The sequence below is a fragment of the Microbacterium arborescens genome, assembly GCF_049707515.1.
Lineage (GTDB): Bacteria > Actinomycetota > Actinomycetes > Actinomycetales > Microbacteriaceae > Microbacterium > Microbacterium arborescens_B.
Genome location: NZ_JBNAFI010000003.1, coordinates 89,697 through 114,870, shown reverse-complemented (window position 1 = coordinate 114,870; position 25,174 = coordinate 89,697). Strand labels below are relative to the sequence as shown.

25 protein-coding genes are annotated in these 25,174 nt (G+C 69.3%); 9 read left to right on the top strand and 16 right to left on the bottom strand.

What is annotated here, in order from left to right; genetic code table 11:
- Positions 1 to 15 precede the first annotated feature (15 nt).
- The 7 genes from ACPYN5_RS07530 (at position 16) to ACPYN5_RS07500 (ending at position 7,167) form a co-directional block, all read left to right on the top strand.
- Positions 16 to 765 carry an SDR family NAD(P)-dependent oxidoreductase gene (locus ACPYN5_RS07530; protein WP_424448358.1) on the top strand — a complete coding sequence of 250 codons (750 nt, stop codon included), beginning with the start codon at positions 16 to 18 and terminating at the stop codon, positions 763 to 765.
- A 50-nt stretch (positions 766 to 815) separates the two neighbouring features.
- Positions 816 to 1,655 carry a UbiA family prenyltransferase gene (locus ACPYN5_RS07525; RefSeq protein ID WP_424448357.1) on the top strand — a complete coding sequence of 280 codons (840 nt, stop codon included), beginning with the start codon at positions 816 to 818 and terminating at the stop codon, positions 1,653 to 1,655.
- On the top strand, positions 1,652 to 3,076 hold the full coding sequence (locus ACPYN5_RS07520; RefSeq protein ID WP_424448356.1) for a phytoene desaturase family protein: 1,425 nt from the start codon (positions 1,652 to 1,654) through the stop codon (positions 3,074 to 3,076). Before ACPYN5_RS07525 ends, ACPYN5_RS07520 begins: the two co-directional genes overlap by 4 nt.
- A gap of 146 nt (positions 3,077 to 3,222) precedes the next feature.
- Positions 3,223 to 4,260, top strand: a complete 1,038-nt coding sequence (locus tag ACPYN5_RS07515) for an iron-siderophore ABC transporter substrate-binding protein (RefSeq protein WP_424448355.1) — start codon at positions 3,223 to 3,225, stop codon at positions 4,258 to 4,260.
- Entirely contained in the window at positions 4,257 to 5,297 is a 1,041-nt protein-coding gene (locus ACPYN5_RS07510; protein WP_424448354.1) for a FecCD family ABC transporter permease, read from the top strand. Before ACPYN5_RS07515 ends, ACPYN5_RS07510 begins: the two co-directional genes overlap by 4 nt.
- The gene (locus ACPYN5_RS07505) at positions 5,294 to 6,364 is read left to right on the top strand and encodes a FecCD family ABC transporter permease (RefSeq protein WP_424448353.1); all 1,071 of its coding nucleotides are present in this window, start codon (positions 5,294 to 5,296) and stop codon (positions 6,362 to 6,364) included. Before ACPYN5_RS07510 ends, ACPYN5_RS07505 begins: the two co-directional genes overlap by 4 nt.
- Positions 6,361 to 7,167 carry an ABC transporter ATP-binding protein gene (locus tag ACPYN5_RS07500; RefSeq protein ID WP_424448352.1) on the top strand — a complete coding sequence of 269 codons (807 nt, stop codon included), beginning with the start codon at positions 6,361 to 6,363 and terminating at the stop codon, positions 7,165 to 7,167. Before ACPYN5_RS07505 ends, ACPYN5_RS07500 begins: the two co-directional genes overlap by 4 nt.
- Here the strand turns inward: ACPYN5_RS07500 and ACPYN5_RS07495 are convergent.
- The 16 genes from ACPYN5_RS07495 to rpsF form a co-directional block, all read right to left on the bottom strand.
- Positions 7,127 to 8,344, bottom strand: a complete 1,218-nt coding sequence (locus tag ACPYN5_RS07495; RefSeq protein ID WP_424448351.1) for an MFS transporter — start codon at positions 8,342 to 8,344, stop codon at positions 7,127 to 7,129. The two genes, ACPYN5_RS07500 and ACPYN5_RS07495, sit on opposite strands and share 41 nt — an antisense overlap.
- Before the next feature lie 28 nt (positions 8,345 to 8,372).
- Entirely contained in the window at positions 8,373 to 9,728 is a 1,356-nt protein-coding gene (locus tag ACPYN5_RS07490; protein WP_424448350.1) for an APC family permease, read from the bottom strand.
- Between the two features lie 120 nt (positions 9,729 to 9,848).
- The gene (locus tag ACPYN5_RS07485) at positions 9,849 to 10,751 is read right to left on the bottom strand and encodes an ATP-grasp fold amidoligase family protein (RefSeq protein WP_424448349.1); all 903 of its coding nucleotides are present in this window, start codon (positions 10,749 to 10,751) and stop codon (positions 9,849 to 9,851) included.
- Positions 10,748 to 11,095: a hypothetical protein gene (locus ACPYN5_RS07480; protein ID WP_424448348.1), complete on the bottom strand. Its 348-nt coding sequence runs from the start codon at positions 11,093 to 11,095 to the stop codon at positions 10,748 to 10,750. The genes ACPYN5_RS07485 and ACPYN5_RS07480 overlap by 4 nt, the downstream gene beginning before the upstream one ends.
- A 105-nt stretch (positions 11,096 to 11,200) precedes the next feature.
- On the bottom strand, positions 11,201 to 12,715 hold the full coding sequence (locus ACPYN5_RS07475) for an aldehyde dehydrogenase family protein (protein ID WP_424448347.1): 1,515 nt from the start codon (positions 12,713 to 12,715) through the stop codon (positions 11,201 to 11,203).
- A gap of 88 nt (positions 12,716 to 12,803) precedes the next feature.
- Entirely contained in the window at positions 12,804 to 13,952 is a 1,149-nt protein-coding gene (locus tag ACPYN5_RS07470; RefSeq protein WP_424448346.1) for a mandelate racemase/muconate lactonizing enzyme family protein, read from the bottom strand.
- Entirely contained in the window at positions 13,949 to 14,923 is a 975-nt protein-coding gene (locus tag ACPYN5_RS07465) for a dihydrodipicolinate synthase family protein (RefSeq protein ID WP_424448345.1), read from the bottom strand. The genes ACPYN5_RS07470 and ACPYN5_RS07465 overlap by 4 nt, the downstream gene beginning before the upstream one ends.
- Complete coding sequence (locus ACPYN5_RS07460) at positions 14,923 to 16,281, bottom strand: MFS transporter (RefSeq protein WP_424448344.1); 1,359 nt, start codon at positions 16,279 to 16,281, stop codon at positions 14,923 to 14,925. The genes ACPYN5_RS07465 and ACPYN5_RS07460 overlap by 1 nt, the downstream gene beginning before the upstream one ends.
- Positions 16,282 to 16,375: 94 nt before the next feature.
- Entirely contained in the window at positions 16,376 to 17,050 is a 675-nt protein-coding gene (locus ACPYN5_RS07455) for a GntR family transcriptional regulator (protein ID WP_424448343.1), read from the bottom strand.
- A 129-nt stretch (positions 17,051 to 17,179) separates the two neighbouring features.
- Complete coding sequence (locus ACPYN5_RS07450) at positions 17,180 to 17,878, bottom strand: type 1 glutamine amidotransferase domain-containing protein (protein WP_424448342.1); 699 nt, start codon at positions 17,876 to 17,878, stop codon at positions 17,180 to 17,182.
- A gap of 99 nt (positions 17,879 to 17,977) precedes the next feature.
- A complete protein-coding gene (locus ACPYN5_RS07445) occupies positions 17,978 to 18,847 on the bottom strand; it encodes a LysR family transcriptional regulator (RefSeq protein WP_424448341.1) in 870 nt (289 codons plus the stop codon).
- Between the two features lie 263 nt (positions 18,848 to 19,110).
- On the bottom strand, positions 19,111 to 20,481 hold the full coding sequence (gene dnaB, locus ACPYN5_RS07440; RefSeq protein WP_412939687.1) for a replicative DNA helicase: 1,371 nt from the start codon (positions 20,479 to 20,481) through the stop codon (positions 19,111 to 19,113).
- 535 nt (positions 20,482 to 21,016) lie between these two features.
- Positions 21,017 to 21,469, bottom strand: a complete 453-nt coding sequence (rplI, locus tag ACPYN5_RS07435; RefSeq protein ID WP_023953547.1) for a 50S ribosomal protein L9 — start codon at positions 21,467 to 21,469, stop codon at positions 21,017 to 21,019.
- A gap of 11 nt (positions 21,470 to 21,480) precedes the next feature.
- Complete coding sequence (gene rpsR / locus ACPYN5_RS07430; protein ID WP_023953545.1) at positions 21,481 to 21,735, bottom strand: 30S ribosomal protein S18; 255 nt, start codon at positions 21,733 to 21,735, stop codon at positions 21,481 to 21,483.
- Between the two features lie 59 nt (positions 21,736 to 21,794).
- Entirely contained in the window at positions 21,795 to 22,325 is a 531-nt protein-coding gene (locus ACPYN5_RS07425; RefSeq protein WP_424448340.1) for a single-stranded DNA-binding protein, read from the bottom strand.
- 5 nt (positions 22,326 to 22,330) lie between these two features.
- Positions 22,331 to 22,687, bottom strand: a complete 357-nt coding sequence (gene rpsF, locus ACPYN5_RS07420) for a 30S ribosomal protein S6 (protein ID WP_210007747.1) — start codon at positions 22,685 to 22,687, stop codon at positions 22,331 to 22,333.
- Positions 22,688 to 22,862: 175 nt separating this feature from the next.
- Here rpsF and ACPYN5_RS07415 point away from each other — a divergent pair, with 175 nt between their 5' ends.
- Together ACPYN5_RS07415 and ACPYN5_RS07410 are read left to right on the top strand one after the other, a co-directional pair.
- Entirely contained in the window at positions 22,863 to 23,849 is a 987-nt protein-coding gene (locus ACPYN5_RS07415) for a hypothetical protein (protein ID WP_424448339.1), read from the top strand.
- The gene (locus tag ACPYN5_RS07410; RefSeq protein ID WP_424448338.1) at positions 23,846 to 25,138 is read left to right on the top strand and encodes a hypothetical protein; all 1,293 of its coding nucleotides are present in this window, start codon (positions 23,846 to 23,848) and stop codon (positions 25,136 to 25,138) included. The genes ACPYN5_RS07415 and ACPYN5_RS07410 overlap by 4 nt, the downstream gene beginning before the upstream one ends.
- The last annotated feature ends 36 nt before the right edge of the window (positions 25,139 to 25,174 follow it).

The following is a 25,174-nucleotide window of genomic DNA, read 5'->3' as shown; positions in this document are numbered from 1 at the left end:
CCCGACGGAGACCCCATGACCGCGAACGACCTCCCGAACGACATCGCCCTCGTCACCGGTGCCCGCGGCGGGGTCGGCAGGGCGCTCGTCGCCCGGCTGCGCGCCCGCGGTCTGCGCGTGGCGGCCGGAGGACGGGATGCCGCCACCCTCGCCGACGTCGACGCCGACGCCCGCATCGAGGCCGACGTCACGACGCCCGAAGGCGCGGCGAGCGCGTTCGAGGCGTGCCGGTCCGAGCTCGGCGGCGCCCCCGCCCTGCTCGCGCACGCGGTCGGCAGCACCCTCATCACGCCGCTGCACCGCACGAAGACCGACGACGCGCGCGACGTGCTCCGGGTGAACCTCGAGAGCAGCATCTGGATGCTGCAGGCCTGGCTCGACGCCACCGGAAAGGCGCCGGGCGCCGCCGTGTTCGCCAGCTCGGTGGTCGCGCGCATCGGTGTCGCCAACCACGAGGTCATCGCCGCGGCGAAAGGCGGGGTCGAAGCGCTGGTCCGCAGCGCGGCCGCGACCTACGCCGCCCGCGGCATCCGGGTGAACGCCGTCGCCCCCGGCATGACCGACACCCCGCTCACCGCCGGCATGCTCGCGGCGCCGATGCTGCGCGAGAGCGCCGAGAAGCAGTATCCGCTGGGCGGTGTGCAGACAGCCGACGAGGTCGCCGCCGTCATGGACTGGCTGCTCTCGCCCGAGGCATCGCGCATCACCGGGCAGATCATCCCGGTCGACGGCGGGTTCACCAGCATCCGACCGATGGTGAGATAGTGACGACAGCCGATCCGAGGAGCACCGCCATCACACGCCAGACATCGACCGTGGCGCGCCTCGTCCACATCTCGCGACCGATCCTGTGGATCAACACGATCGGCACCGGCGCGCTCGGCATGTGGCTGACCGGGCAGTTGATCGACGTCGCCGCGATCCCGCTGCTGCTGTGGCTGACGCTGCCGTTCAACCTGCTGATCTACGGCGTCAACGACATCTTCGATCAGGAGACCGACGCGCTGAACCCGCGCAAGGGGTCGATCGAGGGCGCGCGCATCGAGCCGCGCGAGGTGAGGCTCATCGCGTGGGCCGTCGCCTTCACCAACATCCCGTTCCTCGTCTACTTCGTCGTCGCGCTGCCGCTCGCCGCCGTCGGGCTGATCCTGCTGTACGCGGGCGTCTTCGTCTTCTACTCCGCGCCGCCGCTGCGCTTCAAAGCGCGTCCGTTCCTCGACTCGCTGAGCAACGCCGCTTACGGTCTGCCGCTGCTGATCATGCCGGTGGCCCTGGATGCTGCGCCGGTATGGCCCGCCGTGATCGGCCTGCTCGCCTGGAGCGTCGCCAAGCACGCCTACGACGCCGTGCAGGACATCGACGAGGACCGCGAGGCCGGCATCACCACCACCGCCGTCCTGCTCGGCCCGCGCGGCACCGCGCTGTGGAGCGGCGCATGGTGGACCGCGTCGACCGTGCTGTTCGCGCTCGTCAGCCCGATCGTCGCGGCCGTGAACCTGGCCCTCGCCGGAACCCTGGTCGTCTGGATGCTGCTGCGCCCGACCCCCGCGACCGGCCGCAAGCTCTACCCGCTGTCGGTCGCCTTCCCGTACATCGCGGGATCGGTCGCGAGCGGGCTGCTGCTGGCCGCCATGTTCCTCGGGATCTACCCTTGAGCCGCATCGTCGTCGTCGGAGCAGGCCTCGGCGGGCTCGCGGCATCCGCTCTGCTCGCCCACGCCGGCCACCGGGTGACGCTGCTCGAGGCGGCCGACACCGTGGGCGGCAAGAGCCGGCGCATCGAGCTCGACGGCGAGCGCATCGACACCGGTCCGTCGCTCGTGACGTTCCCGGCGGTCTGGGACGAGCTGCGCCGCCGGCTGGGCGCGGATGCCGGCTCGGGCGCGGATGCCGGCGGGCTCGACCTCGTGCGCCTCGACGAGGTCGGCCGCTACTACTACGACGGCGAAGAGGTCTCGCTGCCGGTTGCCGAGGGCCATCCCTGGTATCCGGCCTGGCGACGCTTCAGCGATGAGCACGCGCCACTCGCGGCCGACGTGGGCGCGCTGCTCGTGGCCGACCCGCTCGATCGCGCATCGCTGCCCGCGCTGCAGCGGCTGCTCGCCGTGTATGGGCGGCGCCTGAGCACGCGCGCCTACCTCGATAGCCTGACCTGGATGCCGGAGGGCCTGCGCGAGATCATCGAGATCCACACCCTCAACGCCGGGGTCTCCCCCGCCCGCACCCCGGCGCTCTACGCGAGCATGCCGGCGATCATGGCCGCCGACGGTGTCTGGATCCCCCGCGGGGGCGTGTTCGAGATCGTCCTCGCGCTGCAGCGACTGGCGGATGCCGCGGGCGTCGAGATCCGCACCGGCGAACGCGTCACGCGCATCGAGCGCGGACGGGTCACGACCGAGCGTGGTTCCCACGAGGCCGATGTCGTCGTCAGCGGGCTCGACGCGGCCCGACTCGACGGACTGCTCGAGCGAGGCGCTGTCCGGCGCCGGCTCGCACCCGGGACACCGTCGCTGTCGTGCTCGGCCGTCGCGATCTACGGCGTGCTCGAGAAGCCGCTGCCCGAGCGGATCGCCGCACACAGCGTCATCCTGCCCACCAAGCCCGCCGCCCTGCACCGCAGCCTCGCCGCCGGCGACGAGCCGGCCGACACGATGGCATTCGTCAACCACTACCGTGCGGGCGAGATCTACCCGAACGATCGCAGCACGCTCGCCGTGCTGCTCACGAGCCCCGCGGATGGTCGCGGTTACGCCCTCGACCACCCGTTCGTGACCCGCGAGATCGAGCGCATCTCCCGCGTGATGGGCCTGGACGGGCTGCTCACCGACGGCATGACCGAGGCGACCGTGCTCGACCCGCGGTACTTCGGCTCGTTCGGCGAACCCCACGGCGCGCTGTACGGCGCGTCGCACCCGCTGTGGATGAGCGGCCCCCTGCACCAGCCGGCGCAGCACGACCCGTTGCGGCCGTGGCTGTGGCGCGTCGGTGCGTCCGTGCATCCGGGCGGCGGGATCCCGGCCGTGCTCGGCGGGGCGATGATCGTCGCGTCGAAGCTGCTGAAGCGGCATCCGGCCTGAACGACCGCGGGAGCGCAGCGCGAGCGCATCCGGTTCGCAGCCACTCCTGGCACTTCGATTAGAGTAGGCAAGCCTTACCTGGTCCGATGTGCGCGCGTACCGGAGCATTTCCCAGGCGGCTGCACCCACCGAAACCGGAGATCTCCATGTTCACTCGTCGTACCGCGGCCGCAGCCGCGACGACCATCGTCGCCGCCCTCGCCCTCGCCTCCTGCAGCAGCTCGGCGTCGCCGAGCACCTCGTCCGCTCCCGAGGGCGACGCCGGCGCCGGCTATCCGATCGTCATCGAGCACGCCCTCGGGACGACCACCATCGCCGAGAAGCCCGAGCGCGTCGCGACCGTGCAGTGGGCGAACCACGAGGTTCCCCTGGCTCTGGGGATCGTTCCCGTCGGCATGGCCGCGGCGAACTTCGGCGACGATGACGGCGACGGCATGCTGCCGTGGGTCGAAGACAAGCTCGAAGAGCTGGGCGGCGAGACCCCGGTGCTCTTCGACGAGACCGACGGGATCGACTTCGAGGCCGTCGCCGGCACCGACCCCGACGTCATCCTGGCCGCATACTCCGGCCTGACGCAGGAGGACTACGACACCCTGAGCGAGATCGCCCCCGTCGTCGCCTACCCCGAGTCGGCCTGGGCCACCTCGTGGCGCGACGTGATCGAGTACAACGCTCTCGGCATGGGCATGCAGGAGGAAGGCGAGGAGCTCGTCTCGACCCTCGAGGACGAGATCGAGGCCGCGTCGTCGAAGCACCCCGAGCTCGCCGGGAAGTCGGCGATGTTCATGACCCACGTCGACCCGTCCGACCTCAGCACCGTCAACTTCTACACCTCGCACGACACGCGCGCGGCGTTCTTCGAGGACCTCGGCCTCTCCACCCCGGCAAGCGTCGAGGAGGCCTCGAGCGACAGCGAGAAGTTCTCGGGCAGTGTCAGCGCCGAGCAGGTCGACGTGTTCTCCGATGTTGACATCATCGTCACCTACGGCGACGACCAGCTCGTCAGCACCCTCGAGGGCGACCCGCTCCTGTCGCAGATGCCCGCCGTCGCGAACGGTGCGATCGTCTCGCTCGACGGCGCCGGCCCGCTCGGGACCGCCGCCAACCCCACCCCGCTGTCGATCTCGTACATCCTCGACGAGTACCTGACCCTCCTCGCGGAGGCCGCTGGAAAGTCGGCGTGACACACGCCCCTGTTCGCGGTTCGGGCGTCGCCATCGTGCGGCGCCCGAACCGCGTCCGCGCTGCTTGGCTGATCATCCTCGTCGCGGTCACCGTCGGGCTGTGCATCCTCTCCGTCTCCGTCGGGTCGCGCAGCGTGTCGTGGGACGAGATCCTCGCCGCCCTGAGCGGCGCACAGGCGAACCTCGACCAGGCGGCCGTCGGCCAGCGGATCCCCCGCACCGCGCTCGCCCTCCTCGTGGGCGCAGCGCTCGGAGTCGCGGGCGGGGTCATGCAGGGCGTCACGCGCAACCCGCTCGCAGACCCCGGCATCCTCGGCGTCAACATGGGCGCTTCCCTCGCGATCGTCATCGGCATCGCCTGGTTCGGTCTCGCCTCGGCCAGCGGCTACATCTGGGTCGCCATCATCGGCGCCGCAGTGGCCGCCGTGTTCGTCTATGCGATCGGGTCGCTCGGTCGCGGCGGAGCCACCCCGCTCAAGCTCGCCCTCGCCGGTGCGGCGACATCCGCCGCTCTCGTGTCGTTCGTCACGGCGATCTATCTGCCCCGCGGCGACATCGCCGACAACGTGCGCTCGTGGCTCATCGGCGGCGTCGGCGGCGCCACGTGGCCGTCGGTGTCGCTCGTGCTCCCCTTCCTGCTGGTCGGCTTCGCCGTGAGCCTGCTCTCGGCCCGCAGCCTGAACACGCTCGCCCTCGGCGACGACCTGGCCGCCGGTCTCGGCGAGCGCGTGGCTGTCGCCCGAGCCGTCGCCGCCCTCGGTGCCGTGCTCCTCTGCGGCGCCGCGACCGCGATCGCCGGCCCCATCGCCTTCGTCGGCCTCGTCGTCCCCCATGCCTGTCGGCTGCTCGTCGGTGTCGACCACCGCTGGCTGCTGCCCTTCTCCGCGGTCGCGGGGGCCGCCCTCGTCGTCGTCTCCGATGTCGTGGGCCGCGTCGTCGCGCGCCCCGCCGAGATCGACGTGGGGATCATCACCGCCCTCGTGGGCGGACCGTTCTTCGTCGCGATCGTCCGCCGCCAGAAGGTGAAGTCGCTGTGACCGCCCCGAGCGCGGCGTCCGCCAGCACCGCCGTCACCACCACCGCCGTCACGACCGTCGCTAGGCTGCGGCATCAGCGCGGACGCCGACGCCGTGCGGTGATCCTCGGCCTCGTCGGCGCCGTCCTGGTGGCCCTGGCCCTGAATGTCCTGGTCGGGCAGACCTTCTACTCGCCCGCCGAGGTGATGGCGGTGGTGCTCGGTCAGGATGCCGGCGGCGCGACCTTCACGATCGGACGCCTGCGTCTGCCGCGCGCGACCCTCGGCGCCATCGTCGGGCTGAGCTTCGGACTCGCCGGAGTCGCGTTCCAGACCATGCTGCGCAATCCGCTGGCGAGCCCCGACATCATCGGCATCAGCGCCGGATCGAGTGCCGCCGCCGCTTTCGCCATCGTCATGCTGGGTCTCAGCGGCTTCGCCGTCTCGGCGTTCGCCATCATCGCGGGACTCCTCGTCGCGCTCCTCATCTACCTGCTGTCGTCGCGATCGGGATCGGCGGGCACCCGCCTCATCCTGATCGGTATCGGCATCGCCGCGATGCTCGATGCGCTCACGCAGTACGTCCTGTCGCAGGCCGGGCAGTGGGATCTTCAGGAGGCGCTGCGCTGGCTGAACGGCAGCCTCAACGGCGCGACCTGGAACGAGGTCATCACCGCCGGCGTCGCGCTGCTCGTGCTCGCACCGGTTCTGCTGTCGCGTTCGCGCGATCTCGCCGCGCTGCAGCTCGGCGACGACACCGCCGCCGCCATCGGCACACGGGTGGCGCGGACGCGACTGATCGTCGTCGTCACGGCGGTCAGCCTCATCGCCTTCGCCACGGCGACCACCGGTCCCATCGCGTTCGTCGCGTTCCTCTCCGGTCCGATCGCCGCGCGCGTGATCGGACCCCGCGGGTCGCTCCTGGTCCCGAGCGCCCTGATCGGCGCGCTTCTCGTGCTCGTGGCCGACTTCGTCGGTCAGTACGCACTCGGCATCCGGTATCCGGTCGGCATCGTGACCGGCGTGCTGGGCGCGCCCTACCTGCTCTACCTCATCATCCGTACCAATCGCGCCGGAGGTTCGCTGTGACCGACGATCACACTCTGCTCGCCGAGGACCTCACCGTCGGATACGGCGATCGCACCATCATCGACGGGCTCAGCCTGCGCATCCCGTCGGGCCGCATCACCGCTGTCGTCGGGCCGAACGCCTGCGGCAAGTCGACGCTCCTGCGCTCGATGTCGCGTCTGCTGTCACCCCGGGCCGGGCACGTCCTGCTCGACGGCGCCGAGGTTCATCGGATGCCGGCGAAGGAGCTCGCCCGCACGCTCGGCCTGCTGCCGCAGTCGCCCACCGCGCCCGAGGGCATCACCGTCTCAGACCTCGTGGGCCGCGGACGCAACCCGCACCACGGCCTCTTCTCACGCTGGACCACCGCCGACGACGAGGCGGTGGCCGAAGCGCTCACGGCGACCGAGACGCTCGAGCTGGCCGACCGTGCCGTCGACGAGCTGTCGGGCGGACAACGACAGCGCGTGTGGATCGCGATGGCGCTCGCACAGCGAACCGACCTGCTGCTGCTCGACGAACCGACGACCTTCCTCGACGTCAGTCACCAGATCGAGGTGCTCGACCTGCTCACCGACCTCAATCGGAATCGCGGCGTCACCGTCGTCATGGTGCTGCACGACCTGAACCTCGCCGCACGCTACGCCGATCACCTCGTCGCCATGCGCGGCGGCAGCGTCATCACCTCCGGCTCGGCCGAGCAGGTGCTCACCTCGGAGACGATCGAGTCGGTGTTCGGCATCCGCAACGAGGTCATCACCGACCCGCGTTCGGGCAAGCCCCTCATGCTCCCGCTCGGGAGGTACCACGTCGAGGGCGAGTAGCGGGCATACCGGCTCGGCGCCGGTGCGTCGTCGCCATCATGCCGCCGCCGGCGGCCGTGGTCAGGCCCACCGCGACCGCAGCGGCTGCGAGAGCCAGCGGAAGGGTGGCGGCGCCGGCGATCACGCCGACGAGGATCGGCCCGCCCGCGTCACCCACCTCTCGGCCCAGTTCGGCGCTGCCCATCGTGCGCCCCATCCGCTCGGGCGGGGTGGTCGACGCCAGGCGCGCGAAGCCGAGCGGGGTGATCGCGCCGACGCCCAGACCGATGAGCACGGCCGCGAGCACCATCGTCGGCACGGAGGGGGCGAAGGCGACGAGGACGAGTGCCGCGATGAGCAGCACGGCGCCCGTCACCATGACCGCGACGACACGGTGGGGAGCAGCGTCGTGGAGACCACCGATCCGGGGCTGCACGACCGCGGACACGACGGCGAGCAGACTCACCACACCCATGCCGATGAGCGGATGCAGCCCCAGTTGCGCGCCGACGAAGGGGAGGAATCCCACGGCGATGCCCAGGGTGCCGGTGGCCACCGCGAGAAGGAGAACGGGGCCGAGGAAGACCGGCGCCGTCGACTGCCGCACGAGCTCCACGAGCGTCGCCCGCTGCTTGGGCAGCACCGGCACAGCCGGCATCGCGACGAGTGCCCACGCGGCCGCCGCGACGGCGAGCAGCGCGAGCGCGAGGAAGAGGGCGGGAAGCCCGGCCCACATGATCAGGGCGGCACCGATGAGCGGTCCGGCGGCGTACCCCAGGCCCTTCCAGGATCCGTACTTGCCGAAGTACCGTCCGGCTGACGCGGGGCCGACGAGGCGTGCCACCGCCGAGGAGGAGGCCGGGGAGAACGCGGCGGCCGCGGCTCCTTGGCCCAGCCGCGCGACCGCGAGCACGGCGGCACTCGAGGCGAAGACGCCTACGAGCGAGGCGGCAGCGAACACGAGCAGACCGCCGACGATGACGGGTTTGACTCCGACCCGGTCGCTGAGAGCTCCGAAGAGCGGCTTGAGAACGACCTCCGCGATGTCGTAGATCGCGAGGATGAGCCCCAGCGTCACCAACGTCAGACCGATCTGATCGGTCTCCGTGCCCAGAGCCGCAGCGACGCCGTGCGCCCCGAAGGCCGTGGTGAACCCGGCGAGGTACAGCGGTTTCAGGCCGATGATCCGTGTCGTCACGGATCGAGCGTAGACGCGCGCCGTGGACTCACACGCCGGAGTGCGCCTCCGCGGACGCCGCGCCGGCGGCGCGCCCGCCACGGCCGCGCGCCCACCGCGCCAGGAAGTACAGGGCCACCCCGACGATGAGGAGAACAGCGCCGAAGATCCACACTCGAAGCGTCTGCTGGCTCAGGAGAAGCAGGCACGACGCGATGCCGAGGACCGGGACGAACGTCCACACGCGGAAGTGATCGTGCTCGACACGGTCACGGCGCAGGACGAGCACCGAGATGTTGGCGCTCAGGAACACGAAGAGCAGCAGCAGGACGACGGTCTCGGCCAGCAGCGCGAGGTCGCCGACGAGTGTCAACAGCATCGCGACGAGCGTCGTGGCGAGGATCGCGACCCACGGAGTACGCCGGCCCGGCAGCACCCGCGACAGCGTGCGCGGCAAGAGCCCCTGCTCGGCCATGCCGTACGTGAGACGGCTCGCCATGATCATCGTCAGAAGCGCGCCGTTGGCGACGGCGATGAGCGCGATCAGGCTGAACAGCCACGACGGGACGGCGACGCCGCTCGCCTCCACGACGGCCAGGAGAGGTCCGCTCGAGCTCGACAGCTCCTCGGGCGGCAGCGCGATGCTGCTCGCGAGACCGACCAGCACGTAGACGAGCCCTGCGGCACCGAGCGCGGCGAAGAGCGCACGCGGATACATCTTCGAGGGCTCCTTGACCTCTTCGATCATGTTGGCCGAGGTCTCGAACCCCACGAAGGAGTAGTACGCGATGATCGCGCCGGCGAGCACCGCGGACGCGACCCCGGTGCCCTCGGGAACCTGGGTGACGCGCGACACATCCCCGCCGCCCCCGGCGAGGAGGAACCCGACCACGACGACGACGATGACCAGGCCGGAGACCTCGATCGCGGTCATGACGAAGTTCGCGCCCATCGACTCGCGGATGCCGCGGGCGTTGAGCGCTGCCAACACGGCGAGGAACACGATGGCGACCGGAACCACGGGAACCTCGACGAACGTCTGCAGGTACTGGCCCGCGAACGCGATCGACAGCCCTGCCGCGCTCGTCACTCCGGCGGCCAGCATGCAGAAGCCCACGAGGAACGACACGAGCTTGTTCTTGAAAGCCCGCTCGGCGAAGACTGCCGCGCCTCCGGCGCGCGGGTACTTCGTGACCAGCTCGGCGTACGAGCCGGCGGTCAGCATCGCCAGCACCAGCGCCGCGAGCAGAGGCGCCCACAGCATCCCACCCACGCGCTCCGAGAGCACACCCATCAGTGCGTATACGCCCGCCCCCAGAACGTCTCCGAGGATGAATGCGAACAGCAGCGGTCCGCCGATGCCGCGCCGCAGGCTGGAAGGCGCAGGGGTATCTGTCTTGCTCATTCCGAGAACATTAGGTCGCGGCATCCCGAGACCCGTAGCGGGTTGACACCGGGCGCATGGCGCATCCCCTCGGGATGCGGGTCCCGCGTATCCTCGCGAGACACGCGGAAGGGATGTTTCTCAGCGGTAGCGCCGCGGCACGGTCCAGGGGCGACCGAACTCGGTGTTGAACGACTCGGGGTCGAACGGGCTGTCGCCGCCGGCGGGGAAGCTCGTCAGCTCGCCGAACACGACCCGCCCGTCGACGTCGTACAGATCGACGCGGACGAAATCGGCGCTCTCGCCGAGGCGCTCAGCGATGCTGATCATCTCGTCGAGATGCGCGGGACGGGCGCGCTCGGGCTCAGCCCACGGCGGCCCTCCGCTCATCGGGATACGACTCCAGTCGGGGCGGAAGAAGTCCTGCGTGCGACCGCCGAAGCGCCCGCCGTCGACCTGGATGAAATGGCATCGGCCGTGGAAGACGAAGAACTTGTAGTCGTCCGGGATGCCGCCGTCGGCGCCGACCAGGAACTCTTCGACGATGACGCGGCGCGGCACCTGCCCGTAGACCCACTCGCGGTTCGGACCCTGCCCGTAGAGCTTGGTGAGCCAGCCCGCGGCGATCGCCGCGATGTCGTGCGGGTTCGCGGCCTGCGGCCGTACATGCCGATAGACCCAGCCCCAGCGCGCCTCCGGAAGCCGCGCCTCGGCGGGCGCAGCGGGCGACACGACGATCGCGGCGCCGCTCCCGTGCGTCGGCTTCACCACGTAGGCCTCGGGCCACTCGAGGTTCAGCAGATCCTGCGGGTCATCGACGATCGCGTACGCGCGGGGCAGGTAGTGCTCGCCGATGACCGCGGCGACGTGGTCACGCACGGCGGCCTTGTCCGCGAATGTGACGATGATGCTGCGGCGGTCGCGCAGCATCTTGTAGCGCACCTTCTCGCGGAACGTCGTCGGGTTGCGGGTGCGCCACAGGCGCAGCATCCGCACCAGCCGACTGCGCTCACGCCACCTGACGCCGCCGCGTGCTGCGCTCACGACTCGTCGGTGTCGTCTTCCTCGTGGCCGACCGACTTCGCTTCGAGGAACGAGCAGAGCTCGGCGGCGACGGTGAACTCGGCGGCAAGGGCGTGCATCTGGAAGCTGCTCAGGATCGTGAAGTCCGGCTGCGGCTCGATGGTGACCCGCCAGCGTGCGTCGCCGACCTCGATCGGCTCCATGAAGACCGATACCGACGAGTTCGCGAGGGGCACGACGACGAGGCCGGTGTCGGAGCCCTCGGACCCGTCCTGCACGAGCACCCTGATCAGATCTCCCGCCCCCCGGAGGTCGTTGAACTCGCGCAACCAGCGCTCGAGCGTCTCTTTACTGCGGAACGGCATCGGGCTCCAGACTGGCCGAGAAGGGGGGCGCGCGGAATCCCGCGCATTGGATCCTAACGGGTCATCAGCCGCAGATCTGCTGCACGTGCTCGCGCCACGACCGTGCTACGGCAGTTGCAGCGCTCCATCCACGCGGCGGGGGATGTCGACGGGTCCGTCGCGCAACTCCGGGGGGAGTTCCGAGGCCGGAGCGTTCTGCCAGGCGACGGGTCGAAGGTAGCGCCGGATGGAGGTGGCGCCGACCGACGTGTGCACAGAATCGGTCGACGGCCATGGCCCGCCGTGATTCTGGGCCCATGCCACGGCGACCCCCATGGGGTACTGATCGAACAGGATGCGTCCCGCCCGGGCGCCCAGGGTCGCCCGAGCGGCGGGCACACCGGTGTCGCCCGGCTCGAGGAACAGCGACGCGGTCAGCGATCCGGGCAGCGAGGCCGCGAGGCGGGCGGCGTGATCGTCGTCGCGATAGCGCACGACGACAGCGGTCGGTCCGAAGCACTCCTCGGTCAGGCGGGCCGGCAGCTCCTCGCCCTCGAACTCGACGAGAGAGGGAACCGTGCGCCCGCGCTCTGCTGCGGCAGCGACCTCGCCGAGGCTCGCACCGGACACTTCCTGTGCCCCGGTTGCGGCCACCAGATCGACGACGCCGGCACTGTAGGCGGCAGCCATTCCGCGTGTGAGTGCAGGCTTCGCCTCGACCCGGCCGATCTCCCCCGCGAGAGCGGTGACGAGTGCGTCTCCCGTGGCTCCAGCGGGAACGAGCGCGACTCCGGGTTTTGTGCAGAACTGTCCGCCGCCCAGCACGATCGACGCCGCCAGTCCCGCCGCGATGGACTCCGGCCGGGCTGCGGTTGCAGCGGGTGAGATGAGGACCGGATTGATGCTGCCCAGCTCGCCGTAGAACGGGATGGGGTGCGGCCGGGACGCTGCGAGCTCCGCCAGGGCACGCCCACCACCCGGCGATCCCGTGAAGCTCGCCGCTCGGATGAGGGGAGCCTGAACGAGATCGATTCCGGCCTGGTACCCGTAGACCACGGAAACCGCGCTGCCCACCACGGGCTCGACGACGGAGGCGATCACCGCACCCACCAGCGCGCTGGTGGCCGGGTGCCCGGGATGCGCCTTCACGACGACGCCGGCGCCGGCAGCCAGAGCGGCGGCGGTGTCGCCCCCGGCTACCGAGAAGGCGAGCGGGAAGTTGCTCGCCGCATAGACGGCGACGGGTCCCGAAGGCACGAGCATGCGCCGCAGATCGGGCCGAGGACCCATCGGGGTGTCCCCGGCGTGATCGATCGTCGCTTCCAGATACGACCCCTCTCGCACCACGTCGCCGAAGAACCGCAGCTGGAAGGTCGTCCGTGCGAGTTCGCCCTCCAGCCGGCTCGTTCCCAGCGCCGTCTCCGCATCGGCCGTGGCCACGATCTCTCGGCGGCGCGCCTCGAGCGCGTCGGCGATCGACTCGAGGAGGGACGCCCGCCCGGAACGGCCGAGCGTGATCAGGTGATCCGTTGCCCGCGCGGCCGCGGTGACGGCTGCGGCGAGCCCTGCGCCATCGGTTTCCTCGAGGTCGAGTGAGCGCTGGATGCCGGTCGCCGGGTCGGTGGTGGTGACAGGGGTCATGTGTCGTGGTCCTTCGGTCCGGGTGAAGTCGTTCGATGCTGCGAGCCGCACACGGGGCGGGTGCGGGACGGGTGCGGCGGGGGTGCGCTCACATCCAGGCGGTCGATCCGTCGGGCTTCACCGGGACGCGGCGCTCCCAGTGCACCCAGTCATCCTTCGCGAGTGAGCTCTCGTCGATGGTGATTCCCCATCCGGGCCGGTCGGGCCGCAGTTCCAGGTGACCGTCACGCGGCTCGTACGGGTCATGGCACCACGACACCGGGTCGGGTTTGAACTCGAGGATCGAGAAGTTCGTCGTCGCGGCGGCGAAGTGAACGTTCGCCGCGGTCGCTAGAGGTCCGAGCGGGTTGTGCGGGGCGACCGGAACGTAATGGGCCTCGGCGAGATGAGCGATCTTGACCATCTGCGTCAGCCCGCCGACCACGCAGATGTCGGGCTGGACGATGTCGGCTCCCTGCGCGGTGAGCAGACCGAGGAACTCGTAGGGCGAGTAGAGCGATTCGCCCGTCGCGAGCGGCACGGACAACGCCGAGAGCTCGGAGCGGATCCGGGCCCAGGCCGGAAGGTGCTCCGGCCTGATCGGCTCCTCGAGGAACAGCGGTTCGTTCGGGGCGAGAGCGGCACCGAGCGCGACCGCCTGCTGCGGCGACCACAGGCACGCATGCGCGTCGAAGGCGAACTCGACGTCTGCCGGATGTGATTCACGCACCTCGCCGAAGTACCGTCCGAGCTCGGCTGCGACGACGCCGAACCGGTGCCGGTGCAGATCGGCGCGGTAGGGACTCAGCTTGAACGCGGTGAACCCGAACTCCTCGTGCAGTTCGGACGTGCGATCGACCAGCTGCGGGATGTCCGGGGCCGAGTACAGCCCGGCGTAGACCCGCACCCGGTCGCGCACGGCACCGCCGAGCAGCTGGTAGACGGGCATCCCCGCCGCTTTCCCGGCGATGTCCCACAGCGCGTGATCGATTGCCGCGAGAGCTGCCAGACCGATCGCCCCCGGTGGGAACCGGGATGACTGCAGCAGCAACTGCGACACGTACGAGGTGCGGCGGGCGTCGATGCCTTTGATCTGCTCGAACAGGTACTCCAGCAGCGGGGGGAAGGCGAGATCGGGGCCGTGGTTGTAGACCTCCGCCCAGCCGTCTATCCCGTCATCCGTGGTGATCTTCACGAGCACGCGCGGCCGATCGCCGACGCGCTGCAGGTAGGTGTCCAGCCTCTCGATGACGCTCATGCCGGCACCCGTACGGACTGGGTTCCGGCGGTCGTCGTCGGCGGCGGTGCCGACCACGAGGCGATCGACTCGGTCACTTCCTCGCGAGCTCGAGCAGACAGCGGGGCGCTCGGGGGACGAAGATCCCGGCGGCAGAGGCCGAGCTGGTGCATCGCCTCTTTCACGACGGCGACGTTGTCGGCAGAACGACGACGGGCTCGCAGGTGCTCGAACTGGCGGATGCTGCGCCACACCCGCTCCGCCTCGGCTGGATCATTGCCCCGGAGGGCATCGAGCATGGCGAGCGATTTCGCCGGCACCACGTTCACGAGCCCGGACGTGAAGGCTCGCGCACCGCCCTGCCAGTAGGCGGGAGCGTACGACTCGGCGAGACCGGCGATCCACAACACGTCTGCAGTCGTGCCGGCGGCGACCTCCGCGCGAACCGACGCGAAGACCACCGGATCCGGCACGGAGTACTTCAGCGCCACCACGTTCGGTGCTCGGTCGATCAGTCGGGCGATGTGAGCACCGGTCACCAGCGGCGTGCTGAGGTAGGGCACCACGCCGATCTCCGGAACAGCGTGCGCGACGGTGACGTTGTATTCGACCCATCCCTCGGGCGACAGGTACGGCAGGACGGGTTGATGCACCATCACCGCGTCGACGCCGGCCTCCCGCGCGAACCGCGCGTCCGCCACGGCCGTGGCGAGGTCGAAGCCCACGCCACCGACGAGCACGGCTCGGCCGGCAGCCGCGTCCGCGACGGTGAGAAGGACGGCTCTGCGCTCCTCGGGCGAGAGCGCATAGAACTCCCCCGTGTTGCCGTTCGGAGTCAGCGCGGTGACACCGGCGGTGACGAGCCGGTCGATGAGGCTCGCGAGCAGCGGGTGATCGACGTCACCGCCCTCACCGAACGGCACCACAGGAATGCCGACGACAGTGGAGAGTCGGTCGATCAGGGAAGCGCGGTCGAAGGATGATCCGGTCATCATGACGCCCTCTCATTCGTGGGGTGGATGACGTCGGAGAGCGCCACAACGGGTTTGATGCGCACCCAGAAGGCGTAGATGCCCGCGCTGATGAGGCAGCTCAACGCGGCGAACACCAGCGGTCCGACGTAGGAGTTGTTGCTGAAGGTGAGGAAGAGGCCGATCGCGATGGGGCTGATCAGGTTTCCCAGCTGCGAGCCGAAGTTCTGGAACCCGGCGACCGAGCCGACGGTGTCGGGCGTCTCGGCAACCTCGGCGGGAAGGCTCAGGATGGCCGCTCCGGCGAAGGAGTGCGCAGCGCTCGAGACGGTGAGCACGACCATCACGAGCACGTTCGACTCGATGAAGGGACTGAACCCGATGCAGGCGCTCAGAACCAGACCCGCGATGATCGGGATCTTTCGCGCGGCTCCGGCGGACACCCTGCCCGACGCGAGCAGCCGATCCGACACGATGCCGCCGAGAACGGTCGCGCCGATCGCGATGACAGCCGGGATCGCCCCCACCAGCCCGAACTCCTCCTTCGACAGGTTCCGATCGTTCAGCAGATAGCTCGGATACCAGGTGAGGAAGAACGCGCCGGCCAGAGAACGGAAGACGTACCCGAACATGAGCGCCCAGACCTGATTGTCGCGCAGGAGCGCCCGCCACGGCTTCTTCTCGGCGGCGCTCTGGGCGAGGACCATCTCACCCTGGTCGGAGTTGATGTACTCCAGCTCGGCGGCGTTCACGCGAGCGTGCTTCTCCGGTGCGCGGTAGACGATGAGCCAGCCGATGACCCACAGGACGCCCACCGCGCCGATCAGAAGGAACGCGAACCGCCACCCGGCGAACAGTGCCAGCGCGGTGACGATGGGGATGGAGAGCGCGGTGCCGATCTGCTGCCCCATGTCGAACAGGCTCGAGGCGAACGCGCGCTCGCGGCGCGGGAACCACCGCGAGACCACCTTGATGTTCGCCGGCTGCACCGGCGCTTCTCCGATGCCGAGCCCGAGCCGGAACACGATCGTCGACGCCACGCCGGTCGCGAGCGCGGTGAGCGCTGTCCAGATCGACCACCAGCCGACCGCGATCGGGTAGATCACGCGCGGCCCGAACTTGTCGAGCAGCCAACCGGAAGGGATCTGGAAGAGCGCATACGTCCAGAAGAAGGACGAGAGCAGCACGCCCTGAATGGCGGGCCCGATCTCGAATTCCTCGGCCATGAAGGGCAGCGCCACGCCGAGGGCAGCCCGGTCGAGGTAGGCGATCGTGAGTCCCAGCGCCGAGAATCCGACGATCGTCCAGCGCGTGTTGCTGCGTCGAGCACGCGCGGTGGATGCGGCGGAGGAAGACGGTTTCGTATCATTGTGAAGCATCGTTGCTCCTTGCTAAGCGACGGTGACCACTCCGTGAGGAGCGTTGAACAGGGGGCGGCTCGGGAACTTGGCGGTGAACGAGCCGTCTCTTTCTCTAGGCCGACCCTCCTTCCGCGGAGTCGGGTCCCGTGGGCGCGATGCGTCGACGGGCGAAGTCGGCGACGTGCTCACGCACCAGGCGTGCCGCGGCTTCCGAGTCGCCCGAGCGGGCGACCTCCAGGATGCGGGCGTGCTCTGCGGCCTCGTGGCGCCACGAGGCGGTACGAGCCCACGAGCCGGCCGAGATGAGCGCGATCTGGTCGCGGAGACCATCGAGCGTCTGCACGAGCAGCGGATTGCCGCACTCGCGGTACAAGCTCCGGTGGAAGTCACGGTTCGCCAGGCTGCGCTCGGATCCGCTTTCGGCGGCTTCAGCGCGCTCCAGGGCCTCGACGGCTCCCGCCGCGTCGAAGCCGGCGGCGACGCTTCGCCGAACCGCTTCCGGCTCGAGCAAGAGGCGCATGTCGTAGACGGCGACGGCGTCGTCCTCGGTGAACACGCGCACGACCGCGCCGGTGTATGGCCGGATGACGACGAGGCCGGTTCCTTCCAGCGTCTTCAACGCCTCGCGGACCGGCGTCTTGGATACCCCTAGGCGACTCGCGAGATCCGATTCGACGAGTGCGTCGCCCGGGCTCAACTGCCCGTTGAGGATCGCGCTTTTCAGCAGTTCGAGGACGTGCGATGTTCGTGATGTCGTGGCGACAGGTCCGAACGATGGGATCGACATCGCTGGCACACCTCCTCGTGGCTCTCGTACATCATATATGAGAGCCGGTGTCAGCTGTCAACCGATCAGCCCTCGGCTACAGGATCGTCACGGAGCCGGATCGGTGATCCCGATCCGGCTCCGTGGCGGTCATGCCAGCGCCTCGATGACAGCCTTCGCGACGGCTTCGCTGGATTGCGGGTTCTGGCCGCTGATGAGGTTGCCATCACGCACCACGTGCGACGTCCACGGCGCGCCGCCCACCACCAGGGCGCCACGCTCGCGAAGCGTGCTGGCCACCAGCCACGGCGTGTTCTGCCCCAGCCCTCCGGTCGACTCCTCCTCGTCGGTGAACACGGTGACCCGGCGTCCCGCGAACGCGAACACACCCGAGGCGTCGATCGCGCTCAGCAGCCCGGCCGGGCCGTGACAGAACGGTGCGATCAGCGTCCCGGCGGCGTTGGCCGTGGTGAGAATCGTGCCGAGGTCCGCGTCGAAGGCGAGGTCGGCCATCGGCCCGTGACCGCCCGGAAGGACGACGGCGTCGAACGCAGTGGCATCCACCGCGCCCAGCGCAACCGGATGGCCCAGCGCCTCAGCGATCGAGGCGAGGTAGGTGCGGAAGTCGTCTACCTTCGCCTGGTCGCCCACGATTTCCACTGTCAACGAGCCGGAATCGACTGTCGGAACCCGTCCACCGGGCGTGGCGATGATGATGGTGTGGCCTGCCGCAGCGAGATCGCGGTGCGCGACAACGAGTTCCTCGGCCCAGAACCCGGTCGGATGAATCGAGCCATCAGCGAGAGTGAGCGAGTCGGCCGCGGTCACGACCATCAGAATGTTCGACATGAGAGAGTCCTTTCGACAAGGACGACTCTCCTCCCCGCCGCTTCCCAGGAGGCATCGGTGATCCGATGCGTGCCATCAGAAAACCAGGCACTCTGACGGCTAATGGATCAGCCGCCTCAGCTCGGCGGCCACCGCGCCGATCGCCGCGTTGCCGTCTGCCTCCCGACCCCGCGTGGCCAGGTACAGCGTGTTCAACGGCGCCACCTCCGGCCTCTCCAACGCCACCAGGGTTCCCGCCGTCAGATCGGCAGCAACCAGATACGACGGCAGCACCGACATCCCCACCCCCGCCCGAACCACCTCGCGGATGTCCCGCAGGTCGGGGATCACCGCCGCCACCCGCAGGCCGGTCGGCGCCCTCTCGAACACGCTGCGCCAATACCGGCGGATGATCGGGAGATCCTCGGCGTACGCGACAACCGGGATGCTCTCCGGCTCCACCCCCTGCCACCCGGGTCCGGCGACCAGCACGAACTCCTCGTCGTAGAACGGCACCGCGGCAATGCCCCGTCGACGAGGCGGGACCGCGCTCACCACCACGTCGACGGCTCCTGCGAGGAGGCCATCGAGCAGGTCATCGGCGAGTCCGAACACCAAACGGATCGGCGCGCCCACCGCATCGATCATCTGCCGCAGATGCGGCACCACCATGAACGACAGGATCTCCGCCGCACCCCCCACATGCACCGCCCGCGGCGCCGCCGCCGCGCGGCTGGCGAGAACAGCCGCGTCTTCCAACGCATCCACATGCGTGGCGACCTCACGAGCCAGCTCGACCCCCTTCGCGGTCGGCGACACCCCCGACGAGCCCCGAACGAAAAGCGCGAACCCCAGCGTCGCCTCCAACGCCTGCACATGCGCCGACGCCGTCGCCTGCGACACCCCCAACAACTGCGCAGCCCGGGTCAACGACCCCGTCCGAAACACCGTCACGAACGTCCGCACATGATCGAGGCTGGTACCCGCCATGTCACCCCCTGCTGGATCGGTCGTTCACCCCAAGAACATAGTGATCTGCGGCCGGCACACCGCGAGCGTCCGCCACGCGCGCACGCGCGTGCGTCTCTTCGACATCGCCGCCAGACCCGGTGGTAGAGGATCACGGAGCGCATCGAAGCGGGTCAAGTTCCAGCTCCCTCGACCATGCGCCCGAAGGCGAACGCAAGTGGCGGAATTGCTACTCGATCGCCACTTCCCGTGAGAATCCGCCATCGTCGCCGATGACCGACAGCTCAGTCCATTCCCACGGCCATGTCGGTGAAGCGCGAGAAGTGACCCTGGAACGCCACCGTCACGGTGTCGGTCGGGCCGTTACGGTGCTTGGCGACGATCAGATCGGCCTCACCGGCGCGGGGGCTGTCCTTCTCGTAGGCGGCCTCGCGGTGCAGCAGGATGACGATGTCGGCGTCCTGCTCGATCGAGCCCGACTCACGCAGGTCGCTGATCGCGGGCTTCTTGTCGGCACGCTGCTCGGCACCACGGTTCAGCTGCGATAGCGCGATGACCGGGACCTGCAGCTCCTTCGCGAGCAGCTTCAGGGCACGCGAGAACTCCGAGACCTCCTGCTGGCGCGACTCGACGCGCTTGCCGCTCGTCATCAGCTGCAGGTAGTCGATCACGACCATCTTGAGACCCACGCGCTGCTTGAGGCGGCGGCACTTCGCGCGGATCTCGACGAGCGTCATATTCGGGCTGTCGTCGATGTACAGCGGCGCGTCGTTGATCCGCCCGCGGGTCGCGGCGACGGTCGTCCAGTCGCGCGAGTCGAGCGTTCCTTTACGCATCGACTGCAGGGGCACAGCTCCCTCGGCGCTCATGAGGCGCATCGCGATCTCGCTGCGCCCCATCTCGAGCGAGAAGAAGATCGTCGGCGAGTCGTTCTTGATCGCGGCGGCGCGGGCGAAGTCGAGCGCAAGCGTCGACTTACCCATGGCGGGTCGGGCGGCGACGACGATCATCTGGCCGGGATGCAGACCGTTCGTCAGTTGATCGAGGCCCGAGAAGCCGGTCGGGATGCCGGTCATCTGACCGTCACGCCCGCGCGCGGCCTCGATGTCGTCGATGGCCGCGGTGACGGCGACCTCGAGCGGGACGTAGTCCTCGGCCTTCTCTGCACCGGTGACCGAGTAGATCTCGGCCTGCGCATTGTTGACGAGGTCGACAGCGTCGCCCTGGCCGTTGTAGCCCATCTGAACGATGCGGGTTCCGGCCTCGACGAGCCGGCGCAGCAGGGCACGCTCGTTGACGATCGTCGCGTAGTACCCCGCGTTCGCCGCGGTGGGCACGATCGAGGTCAGGGTGTGCAGGTAGTCGGCGCCGCCGGCACGCTGCAGCTCACCGTTCTTGATCAGCTCGTCGGTGACCGCGACGACATCGGTCGGTTCACCGTGCGAGTAGAGCGAGAGCAGCGCCTCGTAGATGAGTTCGTGCTTGGGCACGTAGAAGTCCGTGCCGCGCAGCGTCTCGATGACGTCCGCGACGGCATCCTTCGATAGCAGCATTCCGCCGAGCGTGCTCTGCTCGGCGAGCATGTCGTGAGGTGGGGTGCGGTCGGGTTCGCGCCGTCCGCCGAGCCTGTCGTCAGAGATGTCCGCGATCGACATCCGCACCCCCGCATCCTGGCCTGTGACCGAGCCGGAGTACACGGTATGGAGGGCATCTGACACCCGCAAACCGGCCTGTGGATAACTCTGTGGAGAGATTGCGGGAAACGCCGCGACGGTTGTGCAGAAGTCCTGTGGAAAACGCCCGGGAATACGTCGAAAGTCAGCGAGTTTCTACCGTCTGACCAGGGCTTCGAGTTTCCCCAGCCTGTGGATGAAGATCCTGGTTGAAGTCTCACTTGAAGGTTGTCATCTGGGGACTCACTTGTGTAAAACACCGTACTTGTCAAGTCCACCGGAGCCCCCGCGCGTCACGCGTCGCAACGATCGCACCCGTCACTCCGTGACCTCCGGAGCGCCTCGAGAAGCGGTCCTCCGAGGCGCGCCGGGCCCCCCGCGTGCTCCTGTTCCAGCCTGCGCGAACGGGGGCCTCAGACGCCGTCCCACAGGAGCATCCCGTGTACGGTGCACGGCCCGGAAACGACGGATGCCGCGAACCCGAAGGTCCGCGGCATCCGTTCTGGTGCGCCAGGTATTACTTGGCGGCGACCACCTGCAGGGTGATGACGGCGGTGAGGTCGTCACGCAGGCGAATGGTCGCCTCGTGCTCGCCCACGGCCTTGATCGGCGAGGTGATGTGGATCTTGCGCTTGTCGAGGTCGCCGAGGCCGGCGGTCTTGACCGCGTCAGCCACGTCGGCGGGCTTGACCGCACCGAACAGACGGCCTTCGGCGCCGGCCTTGACCGACAGCTTGACCTTGTTCGACTCGAGGTTGTTCTTGAGGGCCACGGCCTCTTCGTGGTCGTGGATCGCGCGGGCGTCACGAGCGGCGCGGATGGACGCCACCTGCTTCTCGCCGCCGCGGGTCCAGGCCACTGCGAAGCCCTGGGGGATGAGGTAGTTACGGGCGTACCCGTTCTTGACCTCGATGACGTCACCGGCGCTTCCGAGCCCGGCGACCTCGTTCGTGAGAATCAGCTTTGCCATGTCGGTGCTCCTTACCGGCCAGCGCCGGCGTAAGGCAGGAGCGCCATTTCGCGCGCGTTCTTGATCGCCTTGGCGATCAGACGCTGCTCCTGCACCGAGACACCGGTGATACGACGGGCGCGGATCTTCCCACGCTCCGAGATGAACTTGCGGAGCGTCGAAACGTCCTTGTAGTCGATGACGCCGACGCGGATCGCCTTCGCGGGGGCCGCGTTCTTCGCGCCCTTCCGCGGCTTGCGGCGGTCGCCGGTTGCCTTTCCAGCCATTGTGTTTCCTTACGAGTGTGATGATCGGATGCCGCTGCGCGCAGCATCCGGAATCCGATTCAGAACGGGGTGTCGTCGCCGTAGGAGGCGCCGCTGGTACCCGGTGCGCTCCACGCATCGGGAGCCGAAGAACCCGGGGTCGCCCACGGCTCCTCCTGCACCTGCTGCTGCGGGCGCGACTGCTGACCGCCACCGAAGCTTCCGCCGCCACCACCACCGGAGCCGGATGCCGCGCGCGTGACCTGTGCGGTCGCGTAGCGCAGCGAGGGGCCGATCTCGTCGACCTCCAGCTCGATCGCGGTGCGGTTCTGGCCCTCACGGTCCTGGTAGGAGCGCTGACGCAGGCGGCCGGTCGCGACGACCCGCATGCCCTTGGTCAGCGAACCCGCCACGTGCTCGGCGAATTCGCGCCACACGGACGCGCGGAGAAACAGCGCTTCGCCGTCCTTCCACTCGTTCGCCTGACGGTCGAAGGTGCGAGGAGTCGAGGCGATCGTGAAGTTCGCCACCGGCAGGCCGTTCTGCGTGTAACGCAGCTCGGGGTCTGCCGTGAGGTTGCCCACGACGGTGATGACGGTCTCGCCGGCCATGTGCCTTAGGCCTTCGCAGCCTTAGCGGGGGCAGCAGCCTTGCGGGCGGCCTTCGCCTCGGAGCGCGCCTTCTCGGCGGCGACCTGTGCGATGGCCTCCTCGGCGCGCAGGACCTTGGTGCGCATGATCGACTCGCTCAGCTTCAGCTGGCGGTCGAGCTCCTGCGTGGTCTCGCTCGTCGCGGTGAAGTTGACGACGGCGTAGATGCCTTCGTTCTTCTTCTGGATCTCGTACGCCAGGCGGCGACGGCCCCAGATGTCGACGTTCTCGATGGTTCCGCCGTCATTCGTGATGACCTTGAGGAACTTGTCAAGGTTGGGAGCAACCTGACGCTCATCGATCTCGGGCTGGAGAATCACCATGAGCTCGTACTGGTACGTGTGCGTCACTGACCCACCTCCTTCGGACTAGAACGGCTCCCGGGCATTTCCCGGAAGCAGGAGGGTGTGTAGCACGTGCCCGACCGAGGTCGGACAACCTCAACAGCTTACCTGATCGCACGTCGGTTCGCCGACCGACCACCGGTAGCGTGGGCGCATGGAGTGGACGGCGGACGTCTCGGTCGGCGACTGGCTGCGCGAACGGGTCGATGAGCCATGGCGCGGGACGATCCACGACGTCGTGCCCCGCGGCTTCGAGGCGTACGCGCGGATCCTCCATCCGGCATCCGTTCAGGCGCGGGCCGACGGCACGCCCTTGCCGTCACCGGACGCGTGGTTGGCGATGGGGTGGCAGCAGTCGCAGCAGATGAGCTCGGACCTCGTCACCGATCCCGTCACATGGGCGGAGACCGCCGCCGCTTTCGGGACGACGCTGCACCCGCTGGCGCAGTGGGACGCGATCGTCCGCTCGCCCGAGTTCGGCTCGAATCAGATGACATCCCCCGACGGCCGCTGGTTCCAGGCGCCCGAGATGGGCGAACTCGACCCGCACCGTCTGACTGTTCTCGCGCGTGAGCTCGACAGGCACACCTCGACGGCGGATGACGTGTACGCGGGCCTATGGGAGGGTCGCGGCGGCCTGCTCGGTCATATGGGCCGTCATCCCTCGCGCGCGTTCGTCCAGATCGGCGACCCCGACGACGCCACTCTGGCCCGCCACAACCGCATGCTCGGCTCGTCGTTCTCGGACCGTTTCAACAACGTGTTCCGGAAGCCCACCTGGCAGGAGGGCATCCTCTCGCGCGAGATCTCCGAGGGCCCGCGGCTCACCCTGCCCGAGCGCGCTTTCGTTCTCTTCCGCGGCGACGCAACCGAGTTCGCCGACGACGACTGGGAGCTGCGGATGCCGTGGCGCGACCGCACCGCCGACGCTGCAAGCTTCGACGCGCGCGCGCAGAGCCCCAGCCTGCTCTGGCCAGCAGACCACGCGTGGGTGATGGTCTCGGAGGTCGACTTCGACTCGACCATCGTCGGCGGATCGCATGAGCTCGTCGACGCGATCTGCCGCTCCCCCGAGTTCGAAGCCCTCCCCCTGCCGGTCGACGCATCCCTGTACTGGGGCGCAGACGAGGTGAACCGATGAGCGTTCCGTTCGACCCCCGCCCCCTGCAGGAACCCGTCTCGCCGACGACCGCGCGGGCCTTCCGCAAGCACCTGGCCGACAGCGGTCGACTTCCGGGCGGGTCGGGCACCGCCGGCGTGATCATCGCGGTGGTCGTGGTCGTCTTCGTGGTGCTGGTCTTCGGCGGCGTCCTCTCGGCCATCGTCGGCGGCTTGGTGTTCGCGATCGGGACGCAGTCAGGGTCCGGTGCCGCACTCTCGCTGACGCCCCTCATCCCGCTCGTCATCCTCATCGCGCTCGCGGCGCTCATCCCGTTCTTCGGCCGCCGCCAGCGCGCTGCGCAAGCCGCGGTCTGGTACCGGCTCGACCGCTTCGCGCGCGCCAACGGGATGAGCTTCGAGCCCCAGCGCCCACAGCCGCCGCTGCCGGGCATGATCTTCTCGCAGGGGTCGGGCCGGATGGCATCCAACCTCGTTCGCGGCGACCAGCCGAGGTTCGTGGAGTTCGCCAACTACCGGTACACCACCGGGTCGGGCAAGAACCAGCAGACCCACACGTGGGGCTACGTCGCCGTGCACCTGTCGACTCCTCTGCCGCACATCGTGCTCGACGCGCTCGGCAACAACGGGCTGTTCGGCTCGAACCTCCCGGTCACCTTCGACCGCGACCAGCACCTGAGCCTCGAGGGCGACTTCGACAGGTACTTCCGCCTGTATTGCCCCCGCGGGTATGAGCGCGACGCCCTGTACCTCTTCACGCCCGACATCATGGCGCGCTTCGTCGACAACGCCGCTGCCCTGGATGTCGAGATCGTCGACGACTGGCTCTTCTTCTACGGCCGGCGCGACTTCTCCACCCTCGACCCGGCGACGTGGTCGTGGCTGTTCGGTGCGGTCGCGGCGATGATCGACAAGCTCGCGCAGTGGGAGCGATGGCGCGACGACCGGCTCGCCGCCTCGGCCGGGCACGCCGGGCCTGCGACGTCGGCGTCCGACACCGCTGCCCCATCCCCCGCGGCCGCCGGCGCTGGCGTGTCGGCCGGCCCCGCCGCGGGCACCTCAGGCGCGGGCGCGGGCACCCCGGCCGACGTTCCGACGGGGCCCGGCCCCTCGGCGAGCGCCGCGCCCGCCCTGCCGGTCACCCCGCCGCCCGGTCTGCTCCGCCCGCCGCCCGGTGTCGCCGCGCCGGGCCAACGCCTGAAGAAGGGCGTGCCGTGGATCACGGTGGTCGTCGTGCTGCTGATCGTCACCGTGGGAGCGATCGGACCCGTCATCGCCTTCATCGGCGGACTCTTCGCCGCTGTGCGTTGAGCCGGGCCCGGCGCCGGGGGCAGCGTGTGGGTCTGC

What these genes read in the sequence shown, in the direction of transcription:
- ACPYN5_RS07530 (WP_424448358.1), top strand. Translation starts at nt 16, where the DNA reads ATGACCGCGAACGACCTCCCGAACGACATCGCCCTCGTCACCGGTGCC.
- ACPYN5_RS07515 (WP_424448355.1), top strand. Translation starts at nt 3,223, where the DNA reads ATGTTCACTCGTCGTACCGCGGCCGCAGCCGCGACGACCATCGTCGCC.
- ACPYN5_RS07490 (WP_424448350.1), bottom strand. Translation starts at nt 9,728, where the DNA reads ATGAGCAAGACAGATACCCCTGCGCCTTCCAGCCTGCGGCGCGGCATC.
- ACPYN5_RS07480 (WP_424448348.1), bottom strand. Translation starts at nt 11,095, where the DNA reads ATGCCGTTCCGCAGTAAAGAGACGCTCGAGCGCTGGTTGCGCGAGTTC.
- ACPYN5_RS07475 (WP_424448347.1), bottom strand. Translation starts at nt 12,715, where the DNA reads ATGACCCCTGTCACCACCACCGACCCGGCGACCGGCATCCAGCGCTCA.
- ACPYN5_RS07470 (WP_424448346.1), bottom strand. Translation starts at nt 13,952, where the DNA reads ATGAGCGTCATCGAGAGGCTGGACACCTACCTGCAGCGCGTCGGCGAT.
- ACPYN5_RS07465 (WP_424448345.1), bottom strand. Translation starts at nt 14,923, where the DNA reads ATGACCGGATCATCCTTCGACCGCGCTTCCCTGATCGACCGACTCTCC.
- ACPYN5_RS07460 (WP_424448344.1), bottom strand. Translation starts at nt 16,281, where the DNA reads ATGCTTCACAATGATACGAAACCGTCTTCCTCCGCCGCATCCACCGCG.
- ACPYN5_RS07455 (WP_424448343.1), bottom strand. Translation starts at nt 17,050, where the DNA reads ATGTCGATCCCATCGTTCGGACCTGTCGCCACGACATCACGAACATCG.
- ACPYN5_RS07450 (WP_424448342.1), bottom strand. Translation starts at nt 17,878, where the DNA reads ATGTCGAACATTCTGATGGTCGTGACCGCGGCCGACTCGCTCACTCTC.
- ACPYN5_RS07445 (WP_424448341.1), bottom strand. Translation starts at nt 18,847, where the DNA reads ATGGCGGGTACCAGCCTCGATCATGTGCGGACGTTCGTGACGGTGTTT.
- dnaB (WP_412939687.1), bottom strand. Translation starts at nt 20,481, where the DNA reads ATGTCGATCGCGGACATCTCTGACGACAGGCTCGGCGGACGGCGCGAA.
- rplI (WP_023953547.1), bottom strand. Translation starts at nt 21,469, where the DNA reads ATGGCAAAGCTGATTCTCACGAACGAGGTCGCCGGGCTCGGAAGCGCC.
- rpsR (WP_023953545.1), bottom strand. Translation starts at nt 21,735, where the DNA reads ATGGCTGGAAAGGCAACCGGCGACCGCCGCAAGCCGCGGAAGGGCGCG.
- ACPYN5_RS07425 (WP_424448340.1), bottom strand. Translation starts at nt 22,325, where the DNA reads ATGGCCGGCGAGACCGTCATCACCGTCGTGGGCAACCTCACGGCAGAC.
- rpsF (WP_210007747.1), bottom strand. Translation starts at nt 22,687, where the DNA reads ATGGTGATTCTCCAGCCCGAGATCGATGAGCGTCAGGTTGCTCCCAAC.
- ACPYN5_RS07415 (WP_424448339.1), top strand. Translation starts at nt 22,863, where the DNA reads ATGGAGTGGACGGCGGACGTCTCGGTCGGCGACTGGCTGCGCGAACGG.
- ACPYN5_RS07410 (WP_424448338.1), top strand. Translation starts at nt 23,846, where the DNA reads ATGAGCGTTCCGTTCGACCCCCGCCCCCTGCAGGAACCCGTCTCGCCG.